Source organism: Kribbella sp. (assembly GCF_035687465.1).
GTDB lineage: Bacteria > Actinomycetota > Actinomycetes > Propionibacteriales > Kribbellaceae > Kribbella.
Genome location: NZ_DASRXP010000320.1, coordinates 43,396 through 61,359, shown reverse-complemented (window position 1 = coordinate 61,359; position 17,964 = coordinate 43,396). Strand labels below are relative to the sequence as shown.

19 protein-coding genes are annotated in these 17,964 nt (G+C 67.3%); 5 read left to right on the top strand and 14 right to left on the bottom strand.

Annotated features, from left to right (window positions below; all coding sequences use genetic code 11):
* The 6 genes from VFG33_RS16535 to VFG33_RS16510 form a co-directional block, all read right to left on the bottom strand.
* Positions 1–203 (bottom strand): hypothetical protein (locus tag VFG33_RS16535; protein ID WP_325053759.1); only part of this gene is annotated, 203 nt, incomplete at its 3' end.
* The gene (locus tag VFG33_RS16530) at positions 200–529 is read right to left on the bottom strand and encodes an ArsR/SmtB family transcription factor (protein WP_325053758.1); all 330 of its coding nucleotides are present in this window, start codon (positions 527–529) and stop codon (positions 200–202) included. The genes VFG33_RS16535 and VFG33_RS16530, both read right to left, overlap by 4 nt.
* A gap of 62 nt (positions 530–591) precedes the next feature.
* Positions 592–1,029: a type II toxin-antitoxin system VapC family toxin gene (locus tag VFG33_RS16525; RefSeq protein ID WP_325053757.1), complete on the bottom strand. Its 438-nt coding sequence runs from the start codon at positions 1,027–1,029 to the stop codon at positions 592–594.
* Positions 1,026–1,316, bottom strand: a complete 291-nt coding sequence (locus VFG33_RS16520; protein WP_325053756.1) for a type II toxin-antitoxin system Phd/YefM family antitoxin — start codon at positions 1,314–1,316, stop codon at positions 1,026–1,028. Before VFG33_RS16520 ends, VFG33_RS16525 begins: the two co-directional genes overlap by 4 nt.
* A 101-nt stretch (positions 1,317–1,417) precedes the next feature.
* Positions 1,418–1,840, bottom strand: a complete 423-nt coding sequence (locus tag VFG33_RS16515) for a VOC family protein (RefSeq protein ID WP_325053755.1) — start codon at positions 1,838–1,840, stop codon at positions 1,418–1,420.
* Between the two features lie 74 nt (positions 1,841–1,914).
* Positions 1,915–3,045, bottom strand: a complete 1,131-nt coding sequence (locus tag VFG33_RS16510) for an endonuclease (RefSeq protein WP_325053754.1) — start codon at positions 3,043–3,045, stop codon at positions 1,915–1,917.
* A gap of 213 nt (positions 3,046–3,258) precedes the next feature.
* Here VFG33_RS16510 and VFG33_RS16505 point away from each other — a divergent pair, with 213 nt between their 5' ends.
* Positions 3,259–4,398: a chymotrypsin family serine protease gene (locus tag VFG33_RS16505; protein ID WP_325053753.1), complete on the top strand. Its 1,140-nt coding sequence runs from the start codon at positions 3,259–3,261 to the stop codon at positions 4,396–4,398.
* Here VFG33_RS16505 and VFG33_RS16500 read toward each other — a convergent pair whose 3' ends face one another.
* From VFG33_RS16500 to VFG33_RS16490, 3 genes are all read right to left on the bottom strand, one after another.
* Entirely contained in the window at positions 4,399–5,085 is a 687-nt protein-coding gene (locus tag VFG33_RS16500) for a hypothetical protein (RefSeq protein ID WP_325053752.1), read from the bottom strand.
* Positions 5,082–5,582: a SigE family RNA polymerase sigma factor gene (locus VFG33_RS16495; protein WP_325053751.1), complete on the bottom strand. Its 501-nt coding sequence runs from the start codon at positions 5,580–5,582 to the stop codon at positions 5,082–5,084. The genes VFG33_RS16500 and VFG33_RS16495 overlap by 4 nt, the downstream gene beginning before the upstream one ends.
* 387 nt (positions 5,583–5,969) lie before the next feature.
* Entirely contained in the window at positions 5,970–6,902 is a 933-nt protein-coding gene (locus VFG33_RS16490) for a glycoside hydrolase family 16 protein (RefSeq protein ID WP_325053750.1), read from the bottom strand.
* Between the two features lie 165 nt (positions 6,903–7,067).
* On the opposite strand from VFG33_RS16490, the gene VFG33_RS16485 reads away from it, so the two are divergent.
* The gene (locus tag VFG33_RS16485; protein ID WP_325053749.1) at positions 7,068–7,772 is read left to right on the top strand and encodes a GntR family transcriptional regulator; all 705 of its coding nucleotides are present in this window, start codon (positions 7,068–7,070) and stop codon (positions 7,770–7,772) included.
* A gap of 11 nt (positions 7,773–7,783) precedes the next feature.
* Here VFG33_RS16485 and VFG33_RS16480 read toward each other — a convergent pair whose 3' ends face one another.
* From VFG33_RS16480 to VFG33_RS16465, 4 genes are all read right to left on the bottom strand, one after another.
* Entirely contained in the window at positions 7,784–8,617 is an 834-nt protein-coding gene (locus VFG33_RS16480) for a carbohydrate ABC transporter permease (RefSeq protein WP_325053748.1), read from the bottom strand.
* Complete coding sequence (locus tag VFG33_RS16475) at positions 8,614–9,585, bottom strand: carbohydrate ABC transporter permease (protein WP_325053747.1); 972 nt, start codon at positions 9,583–9,585, stop codon at positions 8,614–8,616. The genes VFG33_RS16480 and VFG33_RS16475 overlap by 4 nt, the downstream gene beginning before the upstream one ends.
* Positions 9,586–9,589: 4 nt before the next feature.
* Positions 9,590–10,852 carry an extracellular solute-binding protein gene (locus VFG33_RS16470; RefSeq protein ID WP_325053746.1) on the bottom strand — a complete coding sequence of 421 codons (1,263 nt, stop codon included), beginning with the start codon at positions 10,850–10,852 and terminating at the stop codon, positions 9,590–9,592.
* A gap of 285 nt (positions 10,853–11,137) precedes the next feature.
* The gene (locus VFG33_RS16465; protein WP_325053745.1) at positions 11,138–11,923 is read right to left on the bottom strand and encodes a PrsW family glutamic-type intramembrane protease; all 786 of its coding nucleotides are present in this window, start codon (positions 11,921–11,923) and stop codon (positions 11,138–11,140) included.
* A gap of 202 nt (positions 11,924–12,125) precedes the next feature.
* Here VFG33_RS16465 and VFG33_RS16460 point away from each other — a divergent pair, with 202 nt between their 5' ends.
* Positions 12,126–15,803, top strand: coding sequence for a S8 family serine peptidase (locus tag VFG33_RS16460; RefSeq protein WP_325053744.1), 3,678 nt, complete (start codon positions 12,126–12,128; stop codon positions 15,801–15,803).
* Positions 15,804–15,843: 40 nt separating this feature from the next.
* On the opposite strand, the gene VFG33_RS16455 is transcribed toward VFG33_RS16460, so the two are convergent.
* Positions 15,844–16,818, bottom strand: a complete 975-nt coding sequence (locus tag VFG33_RS16455; protein ID WP_325053743.1) for a helix-turn-helix domain-containing protein — start codon at positions 16,816–16,818, stop codon at positions 15,844–15,846.
* A gap of 262 nt (positions 16,819–17,080) precedes the next feature.
* Here VFG33_RS16455 and VFG33_RS16450 point away from each other — a divergent pair, with 262 nt between their 5' ends.
* A complete protein-coding gene (locus tag VFG33_RS16450; protein WP_325053742.1) occupies positions 17,081–17,260 on the top strand; it encodes a hypothetical protein in 180 nt (59 codons plus the stop codon).
* A gap of 87 nt (positions 17,261–17,347) precedes the next feature.
* Positions 17,348–17,962, top strand: coding sequence for a GNAT family N-acetyltransferase (locus tag VFG33_RS16445; protein ID WP_325053741.1), 615 nt, complete (start codon positions 17,348–17,350; stop codon positions 17,960–17,962).
* The last annotated feature ends 2 nt before the right edge of the window (positions 17,963–17,964 follow it).

Sequence of the window (17,964 nt, the reverse complement as noted above, 5' to 3'; positions counted from 1 at the left end):
TCCACACCGGCACCCGCGCCAGCACCCGCACCGGCACCCGCTCCCGCACCCGCGCCAGCACCCCCACGCGCACCGACGCCGGCCTCCGCGTCTGACTGCTCCCTAGCAGTCCGCGTCCCCGCTGCTCCGGCGGAGTCCGCTTCCTCTTCTGCCGCAGGCAGGGCGACGAGCGGGAGCAGCTTCGGCTTGTCGGAACTGCTCATCGGCACTCGCCTGTGGCGTCAGGACGGCAGCAGGCGGGGTCTACGGCGAGGACCACGTGCAGCAATTCGTTCAGGGCTGTGCCGAGGCTGGGGTCGGCGAGCTCATACCGCGTACGACGCCCTTCGGGTTCCGCAACGACCAGGCCGCAGCCGCGCAGACAAGCAAGGTGGTTCGACAGCGACTGCCGGCTGACCCCGATCCGCTCGGCCAGGTCAGCCGGATAGCTCGGCCCCTCGTGCAGCACGAGCATCACCTGCGTCCGGGTCGGATCCGACAACGCATGCCCGAACCGGGCCAGCACCTCACTACGGCTGATCGTGTCCACACCCGGACAGTACAGCAACCAATGTATTCACCGGAACCTGTACCGAGCTGCTACGTCCGCATCTACAGATAGTCCGGATCGTTCACATCGGCAGTAGCGACTCCCAAGGACCGGCAGGCGGCCAACAGTGCTCGATCACCGGACGCCGCGACCAGGTCGTCATCGGCCAGCAACTCGACAGCAGCGCAGTGAACCGCGTCGTAACCGCGCAACGACTGGCTCACCGCGAGATCTGCCGCGCTACGGGACAGGTTCTCGTCGAGCTCGACGACCTGGAATTCGACCCACAACTGGTCGAGCACACGCCGGGCTGCCTCTAGCTGTGAGGGTTCCAGCCGACCGGCCCGCTTGGCACGAGCGAGGGCCGCGACAGTCTCGACATAGAGCAATCTGCTGGTGACCACCGAGTCGGCCAGCTCCCACAGTGTCCTGCAAGCCTTGCTGGACCGCTCGTCGATCAGGACCGGAACGAACGCGGAGGTGTCGAAGTAGCAGATCACCTGCGCTGCTCGTCGATCAGGTCACTCACCGGCCCGGCGGTCTTGATCGGCTCCGGAGCGGCTCGCTTGCGGCGTGTGGCCGGGGTGACCCGGCCATCTGCGATCAGGCGCTCGAGCGCCGTCGGCACCTCGACTGGCACGATCCGGGCGATCGGCCGGCCATGGTCAGTGATTGTGATCGTCCCTCCGGCGCGAACGTCTGCCAGGTGCCGGCTGAGGCCGTCGCGCAACTCCCTGATCCCGACGTCCATCTGACCTCCCGTGGTCATCAGACCTGCTGTGGTCACTATTCCTCCTTATATTGTAGCCACAATTTGGTTTTCCCAGCGTTGCGAACGTGGCTCTTCGGCGGGAGGGCAGATGGGGGGCAGGGCGGGGCAGATGGAGGTCAGGTGGCGAAGACCTGGTTGTCGTCGGCGAAGGCTTTGAATTCGAGGGCGTTGCCGGCCGGGTCGTGCAGGAACATGGTCCACTGCTCGCCGGGGAGGCCCTCGAAGCGGAGGTAGGGGTCGATTACGAAGGTGGTGCCGGCGGTGCGGAAGCGGTCGGCGAGGGCGTGGAAGGCTTCGATGGTGAGGATCAGGCCGAAGTGCGGGACCGGGACGTCGTGGCCGTCCACCGGGTTGTGGATGGCCTGTTGACGGGCCGGGGCGAGGTGCGTCACGAACTGGTGGCCGCTCAGGTTCCAGTCGATCCAGGTATCGGAACTACGGCCGCGCTCGCAGCCGACCACGGAGCCGTAGAACTCCGCGGTGGCGGCGAGGTCGTCGACCGGCATGGCGAGGTGGAAGCGGGGAATCGAAGGAGTCATGCCTTCAACCTATGTGTCCCCGCGCGTGCCGCCGAGTGATATCCACAGGGCGGCACGCTCCCCACCGGGCGCGGTCAGGGCCAGATCGAGTTGACCCATTCGGGGTGGTCGATGAACGGGTTGCGGTTGTGCTGCCAGGTGTCGTAGATCACCTGGTTGCGCCGCTGCTCGAAGGCGTCCGGCGGGTCCGCCGCACTCCATGCCTTGAGCACCGACAGCTTGCCCACGTACGGCGAGGATCCGTTGTTCACCACGTTGTTCGGCTCGAGGTTGGCGAATCCGTCGCCACCGTCGTACCGGACCGCCATGTAGAAGATCATCCGCGCGACATCACCGCGCACGGCTGCCCGCGGGGAGAACGAGTCCCCGTCCGCAGCGCAACCCGAGCACTCCGCGACCGTGGAACCGCCGTTGTCGAAGTCGAGGTTGCCGCGGGCCGCGTTGACCGACACGTCCTCGGGCCGGAGGTGGTGGACGTCAGTACCGGGACCGGCCGTCGTACCGAAGCCGCCGTGGGACTGCGGCCAGACGTGTTCGCGGTTCCAGTCGTTCGGGTTGCCGCCGTTGGTGGTCTTGCTCTGCGAGCGGCCGGAGTACAGCAGGATCACGTTGTTCGAGTTCGCCGGGTCCTGGTCGGTGCTCTGCAACGCGGTCCAGACCTGGTCATAGCTGAGCTTCGTCTGGCTCGAGATGATCGTGTGCAGCGCCGCCTTCAACGCCGCGCCCGTCTTCCCCTCCGCGTTCGCGTAGTAGTCATCCGGATGCGGACCTGGGTCGCTCCCACCGCCACCGGTGAAGGCGGTCGTGTTCGTCAGACCGCCGTGCGAGAAGTACGCCGCGAGCTTGCCGGTCACGGTGATCTTCGTGCCGAGCAGTCCCGGGTTCGACTGCAGCCCGTACTGCGCCCGGAAGGCGGCCGTGATCTGTACATACAACATGGACGACGTACTGGTCTGGCTGCTCGAGTCGGCCAGCGCCAGGGCGAAGTCGTTCGGGAAGTTGCTGCGGACCACGGTGTTCGCGGCGGTCGGCTGCCCGACCACGTAGCCCTCGACGGTCGCGACGGACCCGTTCTGGGTCTGCAGCGCGGTACTGACACTGATAGTGGCGTTGGTCGCCGCGGTGGAGGGGGTGGCTCCGACGGCGAGCAACGCCAGCAGGAGGCCGATGATCAGGACTGGGCGGACTGCACGAGGTACTGGCACGTCGGGTCTCCCACGGGGCGGTGTGGAATGAGTCGAGAGCCAGTCTGCCCACCCGGAACCGGTACCGAACGTGCGCGAGGCGAATGTTGTCCCTCGAATTCGCTAACTCGCCGTTGCAGGTTGCTGCAGATTCCGTCACGAAGGACCCTGTGTTCGGCAGACTGCAGGTCAACCATCAGCACCTTGCTCAAAACAGCTGGGGAGTGGGAGCGCATGCGTTTCAAAGGAAGATCGCTGCCGTTGGCGGTCGCCGCGGTTTCGGTCGGTCTCGGCGGGGTGGTGCTCGCCGGACAGACGTCGGTGGCACAGCCGCTGGACTCGTCCGTGACCACCGCGACGACGGCGGCAACCGCGGATCCTAACGGGCCGCAGACAGAACAGGAGAAGCAGTTCATCCAGGTCGACGACTACTCCAAGCAGGTCGGTGGTCTCGGCGTCTACTACGACAAGGCGGCCGGCAAGTACGTCGTCCGGATGCCGCGGACGGCCAAGGTGAGCGCGTCGTCCGTGCGCGTCGCCGGCGTCGACGCGACCCTCAAGGCGAGCCGCGCCACCCAGGCCGAGCTCACCTCGATCCGTGGCGCGATCTCGGGCCGGCAGTGGAAGTCCGACGCGAAGAAGTACAGCTACGGCTTCCAGTACGACGCTCAGCGCGACGCGGTCACCGTCAGCACGACCGCACCGGCGGCCACGATGGCGCCGCTGCTGGCGAAGTACTCCGGCCTGGTAGAGGCGACGTACGGCGATGCCAGCCGGGACAGCCGCCAGAGTGATCCGGCACCGCATCGTGGCGGCGCCTCGATCACGAACGGCAGCAGCGTCTGCACCAGTGGATTCACCATCACCTCCACCGCGCGGTACATGGTGACCGCCGGCCACTGCTTCGGCATGGGCCAAGGGGTCACCTCGACCGGCGGCGGGCAGTGGTGGGGCAGCGTCCGCAACCGGCCGAGCTTCCCGTACTACGATTTCGAGGCCATCGGTGGAAACTCCTACGGCTCCGTGATCTACACCGGCAACGCGACCGGGTACACCAGACTGGTCAGCGGCGCTGCCGACCCGGCCGTAGGTGCTGCCTACTGCCGGAGCGGTCAGACGACGTACGAGAAGTGCTCGCAGGTGGTCACCAGCCTGTACGGCGAGTTCTGCGACGAGTCGGGTTGCACGCCGAACCTGATCTCGTACGAGGGGCCGGACGGTATCGCGGGTGATTCCGGTGGGCCGCTTTACCAGTACAAGGGCGGCACCGTCCAGATCAAGGGCTTGCACATCGCCCACGCGGGCTCCACGCAGTACGCCCACCGGTGGAGCACCATCAGGGCCGTCTTCAAGGCCTCGATCGCGATCAGGTGATCAGTTCAGCGCGACCGACCAGGGTCCGCCCTGGGCCTCGATCTCCTGGCCGCCGTCGGTCGGGCTGAACCGCTGGGTGGCGTAGACCTCGTAACCACCTGGCTCGAGCCGCTGCTTGGTCTGCGCCGCTGCCTCACCGCAGCGGCGCAGGCTGACAGTGGACTCGATGGACTTCGTCTCCCCAGGCGCCAGCACCACCGGTACTCCGCTGTCGCGGACCGCGGCCGGCGTCGCTACGACCCGCCCCTGCTGCACCACGGTGATGTCGGCGGTGGTGCCGGTCATCAGGGTGACCGGCGCTCCGGTCGTGTTCGTGACGTCCACCTTGATCTTGCCGAAGTCCGGGTTGGTGGCGCTCGGAACGAGCGTCCCGGTGGCTGCGAGCTTGAGCGGCTGATCCGCCCGGGGCGACCCACTCACAGCTCCGTCGCACTCGCCGATCGCGACGCCGTTCGCGGCGAGGCCGGAAGCAACAGGGGCTTCGTCGCTGCCGAGGTTCGGAACGATCGCGACGGCGGCCGCCGCGATCACAGCGGCGGTGCCGAGACCGGCCGCGGCGACGATGATCCGCTGCCGACGGCGCCGGCTGCGAATGCGCGGTACCAGGTGCTGCTCGTCCAGGTCGACGGTGTCGCGGCCTTCGGCTGCGACCGTGCCGAGAAGGTCCTTGAGGTCCTTCGATGTCATTGCACACTCTCCTCTGTCACGCCGAGCTGCGCGGCCAACCTGGTTCTCGCATCGGCAAGATGGCGTTTCACCGTGCCCTCGGCGCACCCGAGCTGGTCCGCGATCTCGAGGACGGACAGGTCCTCGTAGTACCGCAGCACGACGCAGGCGCGCTGTTTGGGTGACAGGTCGGACAGTGCCTGCCGGACCGCGTTCGCGGTGACGACGTGGTCGTCGTCGCCGTGCACGTCGGGTTCCACCAGCAGGTGGCGGGTGTCGTTCCACAACTTGGCGCGCCGCCGGTCGTCGACGTACAGATTGAGAATCACGCGTCGCACGTAGCCGTCGAGCTGCTGGACGTCGGCCCCCAGCCGCAACCGGCCGAACACCCGTAGCAGCGCCTCCTGAACCAGGTCGCCGGCCGCGGCCGTGTCCCCGGTCAGCAGGTAGGCGTAGCTCCGAAGCGCTCCGCCGCGTACCGCCACCAGCTCGTTGAACGTGCTTTCCCAGTCAGCCACCGGCACCGTCCCTCGGTTTTCCCTGTCAGCAAGCTAGACGAACAGCTCGCTCGATGCGTTGGGGGCACGGCCGCGGAGTTTTCAGCGGACTTTCAGGGCGGGGAGGTTGAGTCGGTGGGGCGGCGAGCGCGATAGTCGGATGACCGCGCTCGTCGCCCCACCTAGGTGTCCGGGCCCCCATCAGTCCTCGGCTGCTGCCGCGAGCTGCTCGCCCATCCACCAGTGAGGTGCTACTGGCGGGCAGCACCTCACCGACCGGTGGGAGAGGACGAAAAGTCCTCTCCAAAGGTCTGGCGTGGTGCGGACGCCGTTACGGACCGTACTCAGTCCAGGACGGAAAGTCCATGGATCGCGGAGGTCATCTCACCGTACTGACGGGTCGCTGTATCAGCAGCTAATCGTGTCGGCATGAGTGGTCCCTGCCGTCCGGTAGTCGTTCACCCGCGCGGTCGCCGCTGCCGGCGTCAGCACCTCGTCCTTGGCGTAGTACACCCAGTCCGCGGACTGGGCCCAGACGCTGGTGCCACCGGGGTGACCGCTCAGGTCGATGAACCACTGGTTGTAGTTGAGCGTCATCGGCCGCCGGGGGTAGACGTCGTGCCCTTGGTCGTCGACAGTGTGATCGCCGACCAGTTCGCCGTCGATGTAGTACTTCACGTGCCCTTCGGCGACGGTGGTCACCAACGTGTGCCAGCCGTCGAAGCTGCGACGCATCGCATCGGTCTTGCGCCAGCCGTCGAACGGCTCGACCTGGTAGGTGTTCCAACTGGTGACGAAGTTGGTCGGCCCGGTCTCACCCCAGCCACCGTTCGGCAGGTACTCCGAGAAGTCGAGCTCGCTGTACGTCGGATCCCAGTCCCCGTCGAGCGGCGAGATCGCGTAGAAGGTCTGGTTGACCAAGTTGCCGTCGCCCCCGCTTACCGGGGTGTCGCTGAACTTGAATCGGGTGGCGTAGGTACCGGCGAAGAAGCGCTCGCGGTTCTGCTGCACCTGCGCGTGCGTGGTCCCGCCGGCCGTACCGTCCGTGGACGCCCGCAACTGGAGAGACTTCTGCCCGTCGACGACCGGGAAGCTGATGTTGCTCGCGGCCCAGGTGGCACCGCCGACGCCGGGACCACCCGGGGAGGTCCGGACACTCCAGTCGTGGCCGGTGAAGTTCGGGTCGGTTCGGGAGCTGTAGTCGAAGTCGTCGAAGAGCGCGCCGCAGGCGGCTGCCTTCGATGGCCCGGCCGGGGCAGGACGTGCGGCCGCCGGGCCGGCGGCGGTCACGGCGAGAGTGGCAGCCAACAGGGCGATCGGGAGCTTGCGTGAACGAACCATGGTGAAACACCTTTCGGGGGCGGAGAGGGCGCAACCACTGGGTCACTCACAGCAAAATGGTCTATCCAAGTGGTCAAGTCAATGCCCAACTACACCGTGGTATCGCTCTCATTGGATCAACCATTGGTAAATCTGGCATCGCAGACTGGTTGCTAGAGTGTCGTCATGCGACGGACCGAGGCGCGGGACCGCCTGCTCGAACTCATCGAGATTCGCAGGCCGGGCGAGGCACTGCCCTCGGAGCGCAGCCTGAGCGAGTCCCTCGGTGTCTCCAGGCCCACGCTGCGAGCGGCTCTCGACGATCTGGCCCGCGACGGCCTGGTGGTGCGCGAGCACGGGCGCGGCACGTTCACCAGTGCACGGAAGATCCACCAGGAGCTCGAACCCACCGCGAGTGGGGATTTCCAGGTGCCACCGGCCGAGGGGACTCCTTGGCAGAGCAAGCTGATCAGCTTCGACCTCGAGCAGGCGGGCGCCAGACTCGGCCAGCGGCTGGAGATCTCCCCGGGCGATCAGCTCGTCTCGGTGGTCCGGCTGCGCCTGGTCGACGGCTTGCCGATGTGCATCGAGCGGATCCGGATCCCGGCCGCTTTCGTGCCGGGGATCACCGGGCGCGACTTCGAGGTGGGATCCCTGTACGACCTGCTCCGGTCGAGGTACAAGGTCGCGGCGCGGGAGGCGGTACAGACGACCGAGCCGACTGTGACGGATGCGCAGGAGGCCGCGTGGCTCGGCGTACCGCTGCACTCGCCGGCGTTGTTGTTCGAGCGCACCACCCGGAACGCGGACCGCGCCGTGATCGAGTACACCCGCTCCATCTATCGAGGAGACCGCTACCGGATCACGACGCGGTTGACGTTCCCTGACTAGCCGTTCCCTGACTAGCCCTTCACCGCGCCGGCGGCGACGCCGGTGGTGACGCGGCCCTGCAGCACCAGGAAGATCAGCAGCACCGGCAGCATGAACAGCGTGGCGGCGGCCATCGTGGCGCCCCAGTCCGTGCCGAAGGTGTTGCTGAACGAGGAGAGCCAGACCGGCAGCGTGCGCTGGTCCTGGTTCTTGATGATCAGCAGGTTGGCGAAGGCGAACTCGTTCCACGCGGTGATGAAGCCGAACAGCGACGTTGACAGCAAGCCGGGCGCGAGCAGCGGGAAGACGATCCGCCGGAACGCCTGGAACTGGTTGCAGCCGTCTACCTGAGCCGCTTCCTCGAGCTCGACCGGGATGCCCTTGAGGAAGCCGCGCAGCGTCACGATCGTGAACGGCAGCGTCATCATGAAGTAGATCAGCGTCAGGATCGGCAGCTTGTCCAGCATGTCCGTGTCGCGGGCGATCACGTACATCGGGATCAGCAGCGCTTCCCACGGCGTCATCTGGGCGATGAACACCATCAGGATGAACGCCTGCCGGCCCTTCCACTTCATCCGGCCGACGGCGTACGCCGCCAGGCAGGCGACCACCAGCGACAGCAGTACGGCGCTGATCGCGACGAACGCGCTGTTGCGCCAGAAGGTCCAGAAGCCGTCCGCGTGCACCGCCGTCCCGAAGTGGGTGAACGTGACGTGCGTCGGGAAGAACGACGGCGTCTCGGCCTGGATGTTCTTGGTCGGCTTGAACGCGGTCAGCACCATCCAGTAGACGGGGAAGACCGAGAGGGCGAAGACGCCGAGGGCCAGGACGTTCAGCGTGATCTTGCGACTGAGGCGGGTTCTCACAGTTCGCCCTCCTCCTTGAACATCTGCCGGAAGTAGGCCAGCAGCACCACGGCCAGGATCAGCACCGTGACCATCGAGATCGCCGCGCCCAGGTCGTACCGGTTCAGCACGGTGGCGATCTGGTACGCGTACACGGGCAGGGTCAAGGTGGCGTCACCCGGGCCGCCCTGGCTGATCGCCCAGATCTGGACGAAGCTCTTGAACACCCAGATCACCTCCAGGCACAGGATCAGCCCGAACATCGGCCGCAGGATCGGGAAGGTGATCAGTACGAAGGTCTTCACCGAGCCGGCGCCGTCGATCTGGGCCGACTCGTGCAGTTCCTTGGGCACCGTCGTCATCGCGGCGTACAGGGTCAGGGCCGCGAACGGCACCGACTGCCAGACGATCAGCATCACGATGATCGCGAACGTCGAGTTGCCGTCCGCGAACCACGCCTTGCCGTCGAACTGATCAAACCCGATCGCGACCAGCACCCAGTTGACGACGCCCAACTGGGACTGGAACAGCCACTGGAACACCGTTGTCGCGGCGATCACCGGGATCGCCCAGGCGACCACCAGGCCGCCCATCACGGCGAACCGCATCCACTTGCCCAGGGCACCGATCAGCAGCGCGACCAGCGTCGCGAGCACCATGATCAGCCCCACGTTGATCGCGGTGAACACGAAGGTCCGGGCGACCACGCCCCAGAACTTCTGGTCGGACAGGATCTGCCGGTAGTTGTCGATCCCGACGAACTCGGCCCCACCGCGGATGAGCTGCGCGATGCCGAACTTCTGGAACGAGATCAGCAGGTTGCGGACCAGCGGATATGCCAGCAGGTACGCCGTACCGATGACGGTCGGCGCGACCAGGAGGTAGGGGAGGACACGCGCCCACAGGGGTCGCCCCCGCCGGACCGAGCCCGGCGAACCGGGCTCGGTGGCGGGGGCTGCTGTGGTCGTTTCAGCTTGAGCCACAGCCATAGTTCTACTTGGTGTTCAGGGCCTGGGTGATGATCTCGTCGGCGGCCTTGGCCGCGGCGGCCGGGTCACCGCCGGTCAGCACCTTGGTCTGGTACTCCTTGATCGGGTTCTTCGCCTCGACCGCGGCCCAGTTCGGGGAGTTCGGGGTGGCCTTCCCGTTGGCCGCACCGGCCGCCATCGCCGCCACGCCCTCGTCCGCGCCGACCGACGCGGCCAGGCTGGTCCGGTTCGGCACGTACTTCATCGTCTTGGCCAGGTCGGTCTGCCACTGCTCACCGGCCAGCTCCTTGATGAAGGTGTACGCCGCGTCCTGGTTGGCCGAGGCCTCCGGGATGATCAGGTCCGAGCCACCGGTGAAGACGGCACCCGGCTTGTCGGCGGTCTTGCCCGGGATCGGGAAGTAGCCGATCTTGTCCTTCAGCGCCGGGTTCGCCGCCGCGATCAGCTCGGCCGCACCCGGCACCGCGATCATCTGCGCGATCTTGCCCTGGGCGAACACGTCGGTCTGGGTCGGCTTCGCCTCGTCGGAGTCCTTCGGGCCCTTGCCGAGCGCCTGGATCTGCTTGTAGAAGTCCATCCCCTTCAGCGCCTCGGGGGTAGCCAGCCCGCCCTTCCAGGAGTCGCCTTCCTTGACCGCGAGGTCGCCGCCCTCGTCCCAGATGAAGCCGGACAGCACGTAGAAGTTCTGGCCGGGCAGGTAGATGCCCTGGTTGCCGCCGGTGTTCACCTTGGCGGTCGCGGCCAGCCACTCCTCCCGCGTCTTCGGCGGGGCGGTGATACCGGCGGCGGTGAACAGGTCCTTGCGGTAGAGCACGACCCGGTTGGCCGCGTAGTACGGGATGCCGTACTGCTTGCCCTCGTAGTTGCCCGGACCCGCCAGACCCTCGATCCAGTCGTCGCCCTTGAGGTCGGCCTTCTTGTCGGTCAGGTCCTTCACGCCGCCGGAGGCGGAGTACTGCGCGACCTGGGTGTTGCCCACCTCGATCACATCCGGGGCGTCCTTGCTGGCCAGCGCGCCGATGATCTTCGGGCCGATCCCGTTCCATTCCTGGATCTGGACATTGGCCTTGATGTCGGTGTGCTTGGCGGCGAAATCGTCGGTGAAGCGCTTGAGGAAGTCGTCCGAGACGCTTCCCTTCATCAGCCACACGTCGATGGTCGTCGGGCCTGCGGCGGCGTCATCGTCACCACCCGAGGAACCACACGCGGCTAGCGCGGTGAGAGAGAGGGCCGCGGTGGCGGCGACGGCAAGGGAACGGAACTTCATCGGATCACCTCTGGCGAAATAGCCGGACCGGCTCCGGCTGACTGGTATGAACCTGTCGTTCAGTGGCGCACAGAATTGCCCAGTTTCCGCTGACCAGTCAATAGTTCAGTAGGATCCGTTACTAAATGGTGAGAGCGCGGCCAGGCCGGAAATCTTCCGGAAACGTGGGATCCTCTAGCATCTAGCGCACCGAACGTTGCGGATAGCGCAACATACCAGTTCAGGCGGTGGTAAGTCGTTCACCGGACCAGTCCGCCTGCGGACAAGCGGTTGCTGGGCTGTTGGTCAGGCGGCGGCCAGTGCCGGAGTGTCCAGGCGCTGGGCCCGGCGGAGACCGACGAGCAGCAGACCGATGGAGATCACGCCGACGATCGCGTAGGTGAGCCGGCCACCGACCCCGTCCCAGGTGGTGTGCAGGGCGACAGCCAGCGCGTACATGCCGAGGAAGCCGAGGAAGTGCTTGCCACTGGGCGCGACCGCGTAGCGCCACAGGCCCCAACAGCTCAGCCCGGTCCAGGCGGCGTGACCGGCCGGGGACAGCAGACCGCGGATGAAAAGGGTCTGCTCGGCCGCGCCGACGTTCCCACCGGACTCGAGCAGGGCGACGAACGCGTAGCCCATCGTCTCGAGGACGGCGAATCCCGTCCCGACCGCGACCCCGATCACGATGCCGCCCGCGATCGAGCGGTACCGGTGCCGGAAGAACAGCACCAGCACGACCGGGACCACCAGCTTGGCGGCTTCCTCGATCAATCCGACCCCGACCATCGGCAGGGCGCCCAGCCGCCGCATCGCGTCGTACTCGAGCAGACCGGCCACCACCACGCCGACCACGCCGCCGAAGACCAGCGAGCCGCCGAGCGTCGGGCCGTCGATCAGCCAGGCGCCCGACCGGCCGGCCGCGAAGGTGACGAAGGTCAGCGGGACCACCAGGGCCCCCAACAGGATCAGGGTCGGGAAGAGGTTGGGGTTGCCGGTGTCGGTGAGGACCGCGAGCACGGCCAGATAGAGCCCGGCGCCGATCACGAACATCCCGATCCAGGCCCATCTGCGGACAAGCTGTGCCGTCATAGCTCGATCCTGCACCCTGTCCGCCGCGCCCGCAGCTGAATCGGCGAGCGTGTCCGCCACCACTCCTGGACCCGGGTAGCGCGTGGCGTGGTTGGGACATGTCGCATGTCAGGCAGAGCCAGACAGGGCGCGGGAGCGAGGTGCACCTGCAGACTCGGTCGGAAGAGGTGCCCGGCCCCCTGCCTCTCGAAGGAGACCGCCCATGACTTCCCCGCTCAAACGTGCCGCGATCCTTGCGGTTGTCCTAGCCCTTGGCGGTACTGCGGCCATCCCCGCGACCGCCGCTCCCCGTGGAACTAGCGGCGCGCCGACGTCCGCAGTACAGGCCACGTCCGCCAAGGTCACCCTGATCACTGGTGATGTGGTCGAGGTGACCGACGCCGGCGCCGGGAAGAAGGCAGCCACTGTGCAGCCTGGTCCCGGACGTGAACGGGTCACGTTCCACACGGTCGAAGTGGACGGCGGACTGCGGATCCTGCCGAGTGACGCCGTCCCCTACATCTCGTCCGGCGTGCTCGACGCGAACCTGTTCGACGTGGACGAGTTGATCGCCGACGGCTTCGGTGACGCCGCCTCCGCCAGCCTGCCGCTGATCGTCCGCTACAACGGCGGCGCCCGCATCCAGTCCCTCGCCGGTACTACGACTACGCGGCCGCTGGAATCCATCGGCGGAGCTGCTGTCACTGCTTCCAAGGCGGAGTTGCCCGGATTGTGGGAGGCGCTCAAGCCGGCCCAGGTCGCCCGGACGCTGGACCAGGGCGTCGCCAAGATCTGGCTCGACGGCAAGGTCCGACCGGTGCTCGACAAGAGTGTCCCGCAGATCGGGGCTCCGGCCGCGTGGCAGGCCGGGTACGAAGGCGCGGGCGTGGAGGTCGCAGTACTGGACACCGGTGTCGACGCGGGGCATCCGGACCTCGCCGGCAAGGTGCAGCAGGCACAGGACTTCTCCGACAGCACCACCGGACCGGTGGACCACTTCGGCCACGGCACGCACGTCGCGGCCACGATCGCCGGCACCGGCGCCGGCGCGGGAGGCACCCGCAAGGGAGTCGCTCCCCAGGCGGATCTGCTGATCGGCAAGGTGCTCAACGACGACGGGATCGGCTACGACTCCTGGATCATCGCCGGGATGGAGTGGGCCGCCGCCGAAGGCGCGAAGGTCGTGAACATGAGTCTCGGCGGAGGCGCCACCGACGGCACCGACCCGCTCAGCCAAGCGGTCAACGGGATCACCGCCGAGACCGGCACGCTGTTCGTTGTCTCGGCCGGCAATGAGGGTCAGGACGAGAGCGTGGGCACGCCCGGCGCGGCAGCATCCGCACTGACCGTCGGAGCTGTCGATCGCAACGACGCGCTCGCTGAGTTCTCCAGCCGCGGCCCTCGCGTCGGCGACGGCGGGTTGAAGCCGGAGATCACCGCCCCCGGCGTCGACATCGTCGCCGCCCGCGCCTCCGGTACTGCGATGGGCCAGCCAGTGGACAACCTCTACACGGCAGCGTCAGGTACCTCGATGGCGGCTCCGCATGTGAGTGGCGCTGCCGTTCTGTTGGCGCAAGCGCACCCGGACTGGAAGGCCGACCGGTTGAAGAACGCGCTGGTCAGTACGGCGAAGACCAACGCCGACCTGAGCGTCTACGCCCAAGGCTCCGGCCGGGTGGATGTGGCCCGGGCCGTCTCCCAGAAGGTTTACGCCACCGGGGTCGCCGACTTCGGTCTGATCACCAGCGGCGAGTCGTCCACCAGGACCATCACCTACAAGAACGACACGTCCGCGGCTGTCACGTTGACTCTTGCGGTGGATGTGGACAACCTCGATACGCACAAGCCCGAGACGGATGCGCTCAGCCTGCCCGGCAGTGTCACCGTGCCGGCCGGCGGCAGCGTCGACGTACCGGTCGGGCTGGACCCGGCGAAGCTCGACCGCGGTCTGCACAGCGGCTGGATCGTTGCCACCGGCACCAACGGGGTCGTCACCCATACCGCCGTCGGCGGGTTGCGGCAGGGGCCCAAGCACACTGTCACGCTGCGGGCGGTCGACCTCGCGGGCCAACCGACCGGCGTACCTGTCGTCTCCCTCTACGGCGACAGTGCCCGGTCCGACCTGCTCACCTGGATCCCGTCCGGCGGGACCATCAGCGCCGAGGTCGAGGAGGGCACCTACCTGCTGCACTCGATCGTCGAGAGCACGGATCCGCAGGACGAGAAGGTCAGCCTCTTCACCGACCCGAACATCGTCGTGGATCAGGACCGCGAATTCGTCATCGACGCCCGTAAGGCAGTCCCGATCACGATCGAGACGCCCAAGCCGTCCGAACAGCAGACGGTGCTGAGCTACTACGTGCACCGCGAGTACGGCAACGGCCGCAAGATCAGCCACGGCGTGATGCACTTCAGCACGGTCCAGCAAGTACGGGTCACGCCGACCAAGCCGGTACGCGAAGGCAGTTTCGAGTTCTCGTCGCGCTGGCAGTTGGTTGCGCCCCTGGTACAGGCCTCGGTCGCCGGAGTCCCCGGGCCGCTGGAGATCAACCTGCTGCACCAGTCGCCCTCCTTCGAGGGCAAGAAGCGATTCACCCTCGTCGCCGCCGGTCCCGACCTGCGCGGAGTCAAGGGCAACATCGCCGTACTGGACTCCAGCGAGGACGGCTGGGGCAACGGCAGTGAGCAGGACCAGATCGCGGCGGCAGCGAACGCCGGCGCCGCCGGGGTCATCCTGGTCCGCCCGCCGGACTGGTCCGCGTGGACCGTCTGGCGCCCGACCGGGGAGCGCGAACCGATCCCCGCGATGGTCACCACCACCAAGGACGGCCAGAAGCTGCTCAACCGAGCCAAGGCCGGCCGGGCCACCATCGATCTGACCCTGACCACCACGAGCCCCTACCTGTACGACGTGCTGCAGGTCTCGGCCGGCCAGATCCCGGCCAAGATCACCTACAAGGTCACCCCGCAGAACAGCGCACGGGTGGCGACGAGCTACTTCGACAACGGTGGTTTCGACTGGGCCAAGGAGCAGCGGTTCGGCTGGCGGCCGTGGCAGGAGTACGCCTGGAACGACTCGCAGCGGATGATCGAGACGCCCCAGGTCCGCGAGGAGTGGGTGACCTCGGGTGACTCGCTCTGGCAGCACCGGGTGCACCACCTCTATACCTGGGACGAGATGAACCCGCTGGGCGGTGGCATGACCGCTGTGCCGCGCACGTACCGGACTGGGTCGTCTACGGAGAGCTGGTTCGAGCCGGTAGTCCGGCCGGCGGCTGCGCCGGGGTTGGTGTCCACCCGGACCGGGGACAGGTTGTCGCTGCGGGTGCCGACGTTCGTCGATGCGGCCGGGCACTACACGCTCGGGGAGACCACCTCTACTTCCGCAGTACTGCGACGTGGTGGTGCTGTGGTTGCGGAACTACCTGACGCTTGGCAGGACGTGATCACGAGCAGCGGCGACGCGCAGTACCAGCTGGAGCTTGCTACCTCTCGGGTCGACCAGGAGGGCGAGTGGAACTGGGGGACCAGTACTCGCACTGTGTGGGACTTCCGCTCCAAGAAGGTTGCCGAGGACAAGGCTGTGGCGTTGCCGCTGCTGCAGGTGGACTACGACGTACCGGTTGATCTCTACGGGAAGGTGGCGGCTCGACCTCACCTGATCGGGTTCAACGTGCGTCAGCAAGCTGGGGCGCCTGCGGCTCGGTCTACCTCGCTGCAGGCGGAGGTGTCCTTCGATGAGGGGAAGAGTTGGCGGCGGATCGTTGCTGTCGGCGCTCTCGGGCACTACGTGGCTGTGGTTCCTGCAGGCAAGGGGACTGTGTCGCTGCGGGTGGTTGCCGGGGACAACGCCGGTAACAAGGTCAGCCAGACCGTGATCCGGGCCTACGGGCTCAAGTAGGTTCTGCGGGCCCGGGCAGGGGGCAGCCTGCCCGGGCCCTTCAGAGCCAGCCGCGGCGAGCGGCTTGGAAGGCGAGGCCGGTACGAGTGTCGACGCCGGCCAGCGCCATCATCCGGTCGAGCCGGCGTTGGACTGTGCGGCGACTGATGCCGAGCTGCGAGGCGATGGACTTGTCAGGCACGCCGGCGACCAGCAGCGACAGCAGGAAGCGCTCGGAGTCGTCCAGACCCTCCAGATCCGCTGGGGTATCGCCCTGCACCCGTACCGGAGTCGCCTCTTCCCAGTGGCTCTCGAACAGCGCGAGCAGAGCATCCAGCAGTTGGCCGCGGCCGATCACTGCGGCCGTGGGTTCGCCAAGGCCGAGTTCGTTGTCGCGGACCAGCGGGCAGACGGCGGTGGACCTGTCCACGATCGCAAGCCGTACCGGCAGCAACGGAAGCGCCCGGGCCTCCTCGCCCCAGCTAATGCCTTCCGCGATGGTGTCGAGCTCACCGGGCGTCTCCAGCAGGGCCCGCTCATAGATGGCCCGATACCGTACGCCGCGGCTGAGTGCTCCGTGTTCCTCGGTGTTCTCGGCACCCTGCATCGCCAGCGGGTTGGCCCGGCAGAACCAGAGGATCTCTTCCTTGGCGGACTCCTGCAGATCGCGAAGCCGGTCCCGCAGCGCGGTAGCGCCGACGATCACCTCGACCAGGTGATGGGCGTCCCGCCGGTTCGCACTGGCACGGAACTCCTCGCTCAGGGAGGCGACGGTCTTGCGGGCTGATTCGAGGGACTCCTGCCGCCGGAGCAGCGTCGTACCGAGGGCGACGTCGGGTGGCAGCGGCCGGAACACCGGGTCGTCGCCGGGCTGGACCGCGACCAGCCCCATGGCCTGCAGGCGCTGTAGGACCTCGTCCGCCTCCTGCTGTGGCAACTCCGCGACCTCAGCCAACTCGGCGGATCGTGCGACCGACAGTCCGACCAGCAACCGGTAGGCCCGCTCCTCACGCGCATCCAGCAGCCCGTCGTGCATCGCCCCCACCTCCTCGAACCCCCCACCTAATCAGCCGTTTCCCTGCGGGGCGAGCATTTTTGTCCAGCATTCGGCACAGCTGGGTCAATCGCTTGCTTCGCCACCCTGACCCGGCCGGGTCGAGCCGCCCTCGCGTTCCTGGCACAGCTGGGCCAATCCAACCTCTTCACACCTGGCACCGCCGTGCCATCACGAACCTGTCGCCACCCCGTCACTCCAGGCAACACCCGCCCGCCCCTGCACGCCATCGAGAGAGACCGTCATGACCTGGACCGACTACGCCGGCCTCGCCGGCCTGGCAGCCGCCGCCCTTCTCGCCATCTGGCTCTTCCTGGGTGCCGGCAACACCACCACCCCGCACCGCAACAACAACCCGCGCCACTCCACGCCGGCAACCCCGCAACCCCCTCGTCACCGAGCCTCCCGCCGCGCCAGGCAGTGACCCACTCACCGCCCGTGGTTCTTGCCGTTCTGAGGGTGAGCGGGACGGGTTAAGGTGGGAGCGCTCTCATGCCTGTTGGAGGGGTCCATGCCTGAGGTTCGCCAGTACCGGAAGACCGATCGGGACGCGGTCGGCGACATCTGCGTCCGCACCGCCGACAACGGCGGCGACTCCCGGTCGATCTATCCAGACCTGGAGTTGATGCCGAGCATCTTCGCCTACCCGTACGTCGACCTCGAACCGGAACTCGCCTTCGTCCTCGACGACGGCGGCCAGGCCGTCGGCTACGTACTGGCCTGCGCCGACACACCTTCGTTCGTACGCCGCTTCCGCACCGAGTGGATCCCGAGCCTGGCCGACCGCTACCCGGCGCCGACCACTCCACCGACCACCCCGACCGAGCAGATGATCGCCCTGCTGCACAACCCGGAACGCCTGGTCATCCCCGAGGTCGCGGCCTACCCCGCGCACCTCCACATCGACCTACTCCCGCCCTACCAGCGCTCCGGCCACGGCCGCGCCCTGATGAGCCGCCTCCTCACCACCCTCGCCTCCCAAGGCATCCCGGCGATCCACCTCTGCATGCTCACCACCAACACCAAAGCCCGCGCCTTCTACGACCGCCTGTCCTTCCACCACATCCCAGTCCCCGACGTAGACGTCGTGACCTACCTCGGCCGCAGTACTACGAACGGTTCGTAGTA

What these genes read in the sequence shown, in the direction of transcription:
- VFG33_RS16515 (WP_325053755.1), bottom strand. Translation starts at nt 1,840, where the DNA reads ATGACTCCTTCGATTCCCCGCTTCCACCTCGCCATGCCGGTCGACGAC.
- VFG33_RS16505 (WP_325053753.1), top strand. Translation starts at nt 3,259, where the DNA reads ATGCGTTTCAAAGGAAGATCGCTGCCGTTGGCGGTCGCCGCGGTTTCG.
- VFG33_RS16500 (WP_325053752.1), bottom strand. Translation starts at nt 5,085, where the DNA reads ATGACATCGAAGGACCTCAAGGACCTTCTCGGCACGGTCGCAGCCGAA.
- VFG33_RS16490 (WP_325053750.1), bottom strand. Translation starts at nt 6,902, where the DNA reads ATGGTTCGTTCACGCAAGCTCCCGATCGCCCTGTTGGCTGCCACTCTC.
- VFG33_RS16485 (WP_325053749.1), top strand. Translation starts at nt 7,068, where the DNA reads ATGCGACGGACCGAGGCGCGGGACCGCCTGCTCGAACTCATCGAGATT.
- VFG33_RS16475 (WP_325053747.1), bottom strand. Translation starts at nt 9,585, where the DNA reads ATGGCTGTGGCTCAAGCTGAAACGACCACAGCAGCCCCCGCCACCGAG.
- VFG33_RS16470 (WP_325053746.1), bottom strand. Translation starts at nt 10,852, where the DNA reads ATGAAGTTCCGTTCCCTTGCCGTCGCCGCCACCGCGGCCCTCTCTCTC.
- VFG33_RS16465 (WP_325053745.1), bottom strand. Translation starts at nt 11,923, where the DNA reads ATGACGGCACAGCTTGTCCGCAGATGGGCCTGGATCGGGATGTTCGTG.
- VFG33_RS16460 (WP_325053744.1), top strand. Translation starts at nt 12,126, where the DNA reads ATGACTTCCCCGCTCAAACGTGCCGCGATCCTTGCGGTTGTCCTAGCC.
- VFG33_RS16455 (WP_325053743.1), bottom strand. Translation starts at nt 16,818, where the DNA reads ATGCACGACGGGCTGCTGGATGCGCGTGAGGAGCGGGCCTACCGGTTG.
- VFG33_RS16450 (WP_325053742.1), top strand. Translation starts at nt 17,081, where the DNA reads ATGACCTGGACCGACTACGCCGGCCTCGCCGGCCTGGCAGCCGCCGCC.
- VFG33_RS16445 (WP_325053741.1), top strand. Translation starts at nt 17,348, where the DNA reads ATGCCTGAGGTTCGCCAGTACCGGAAGACCGATCGGGACGCGGTCGGC.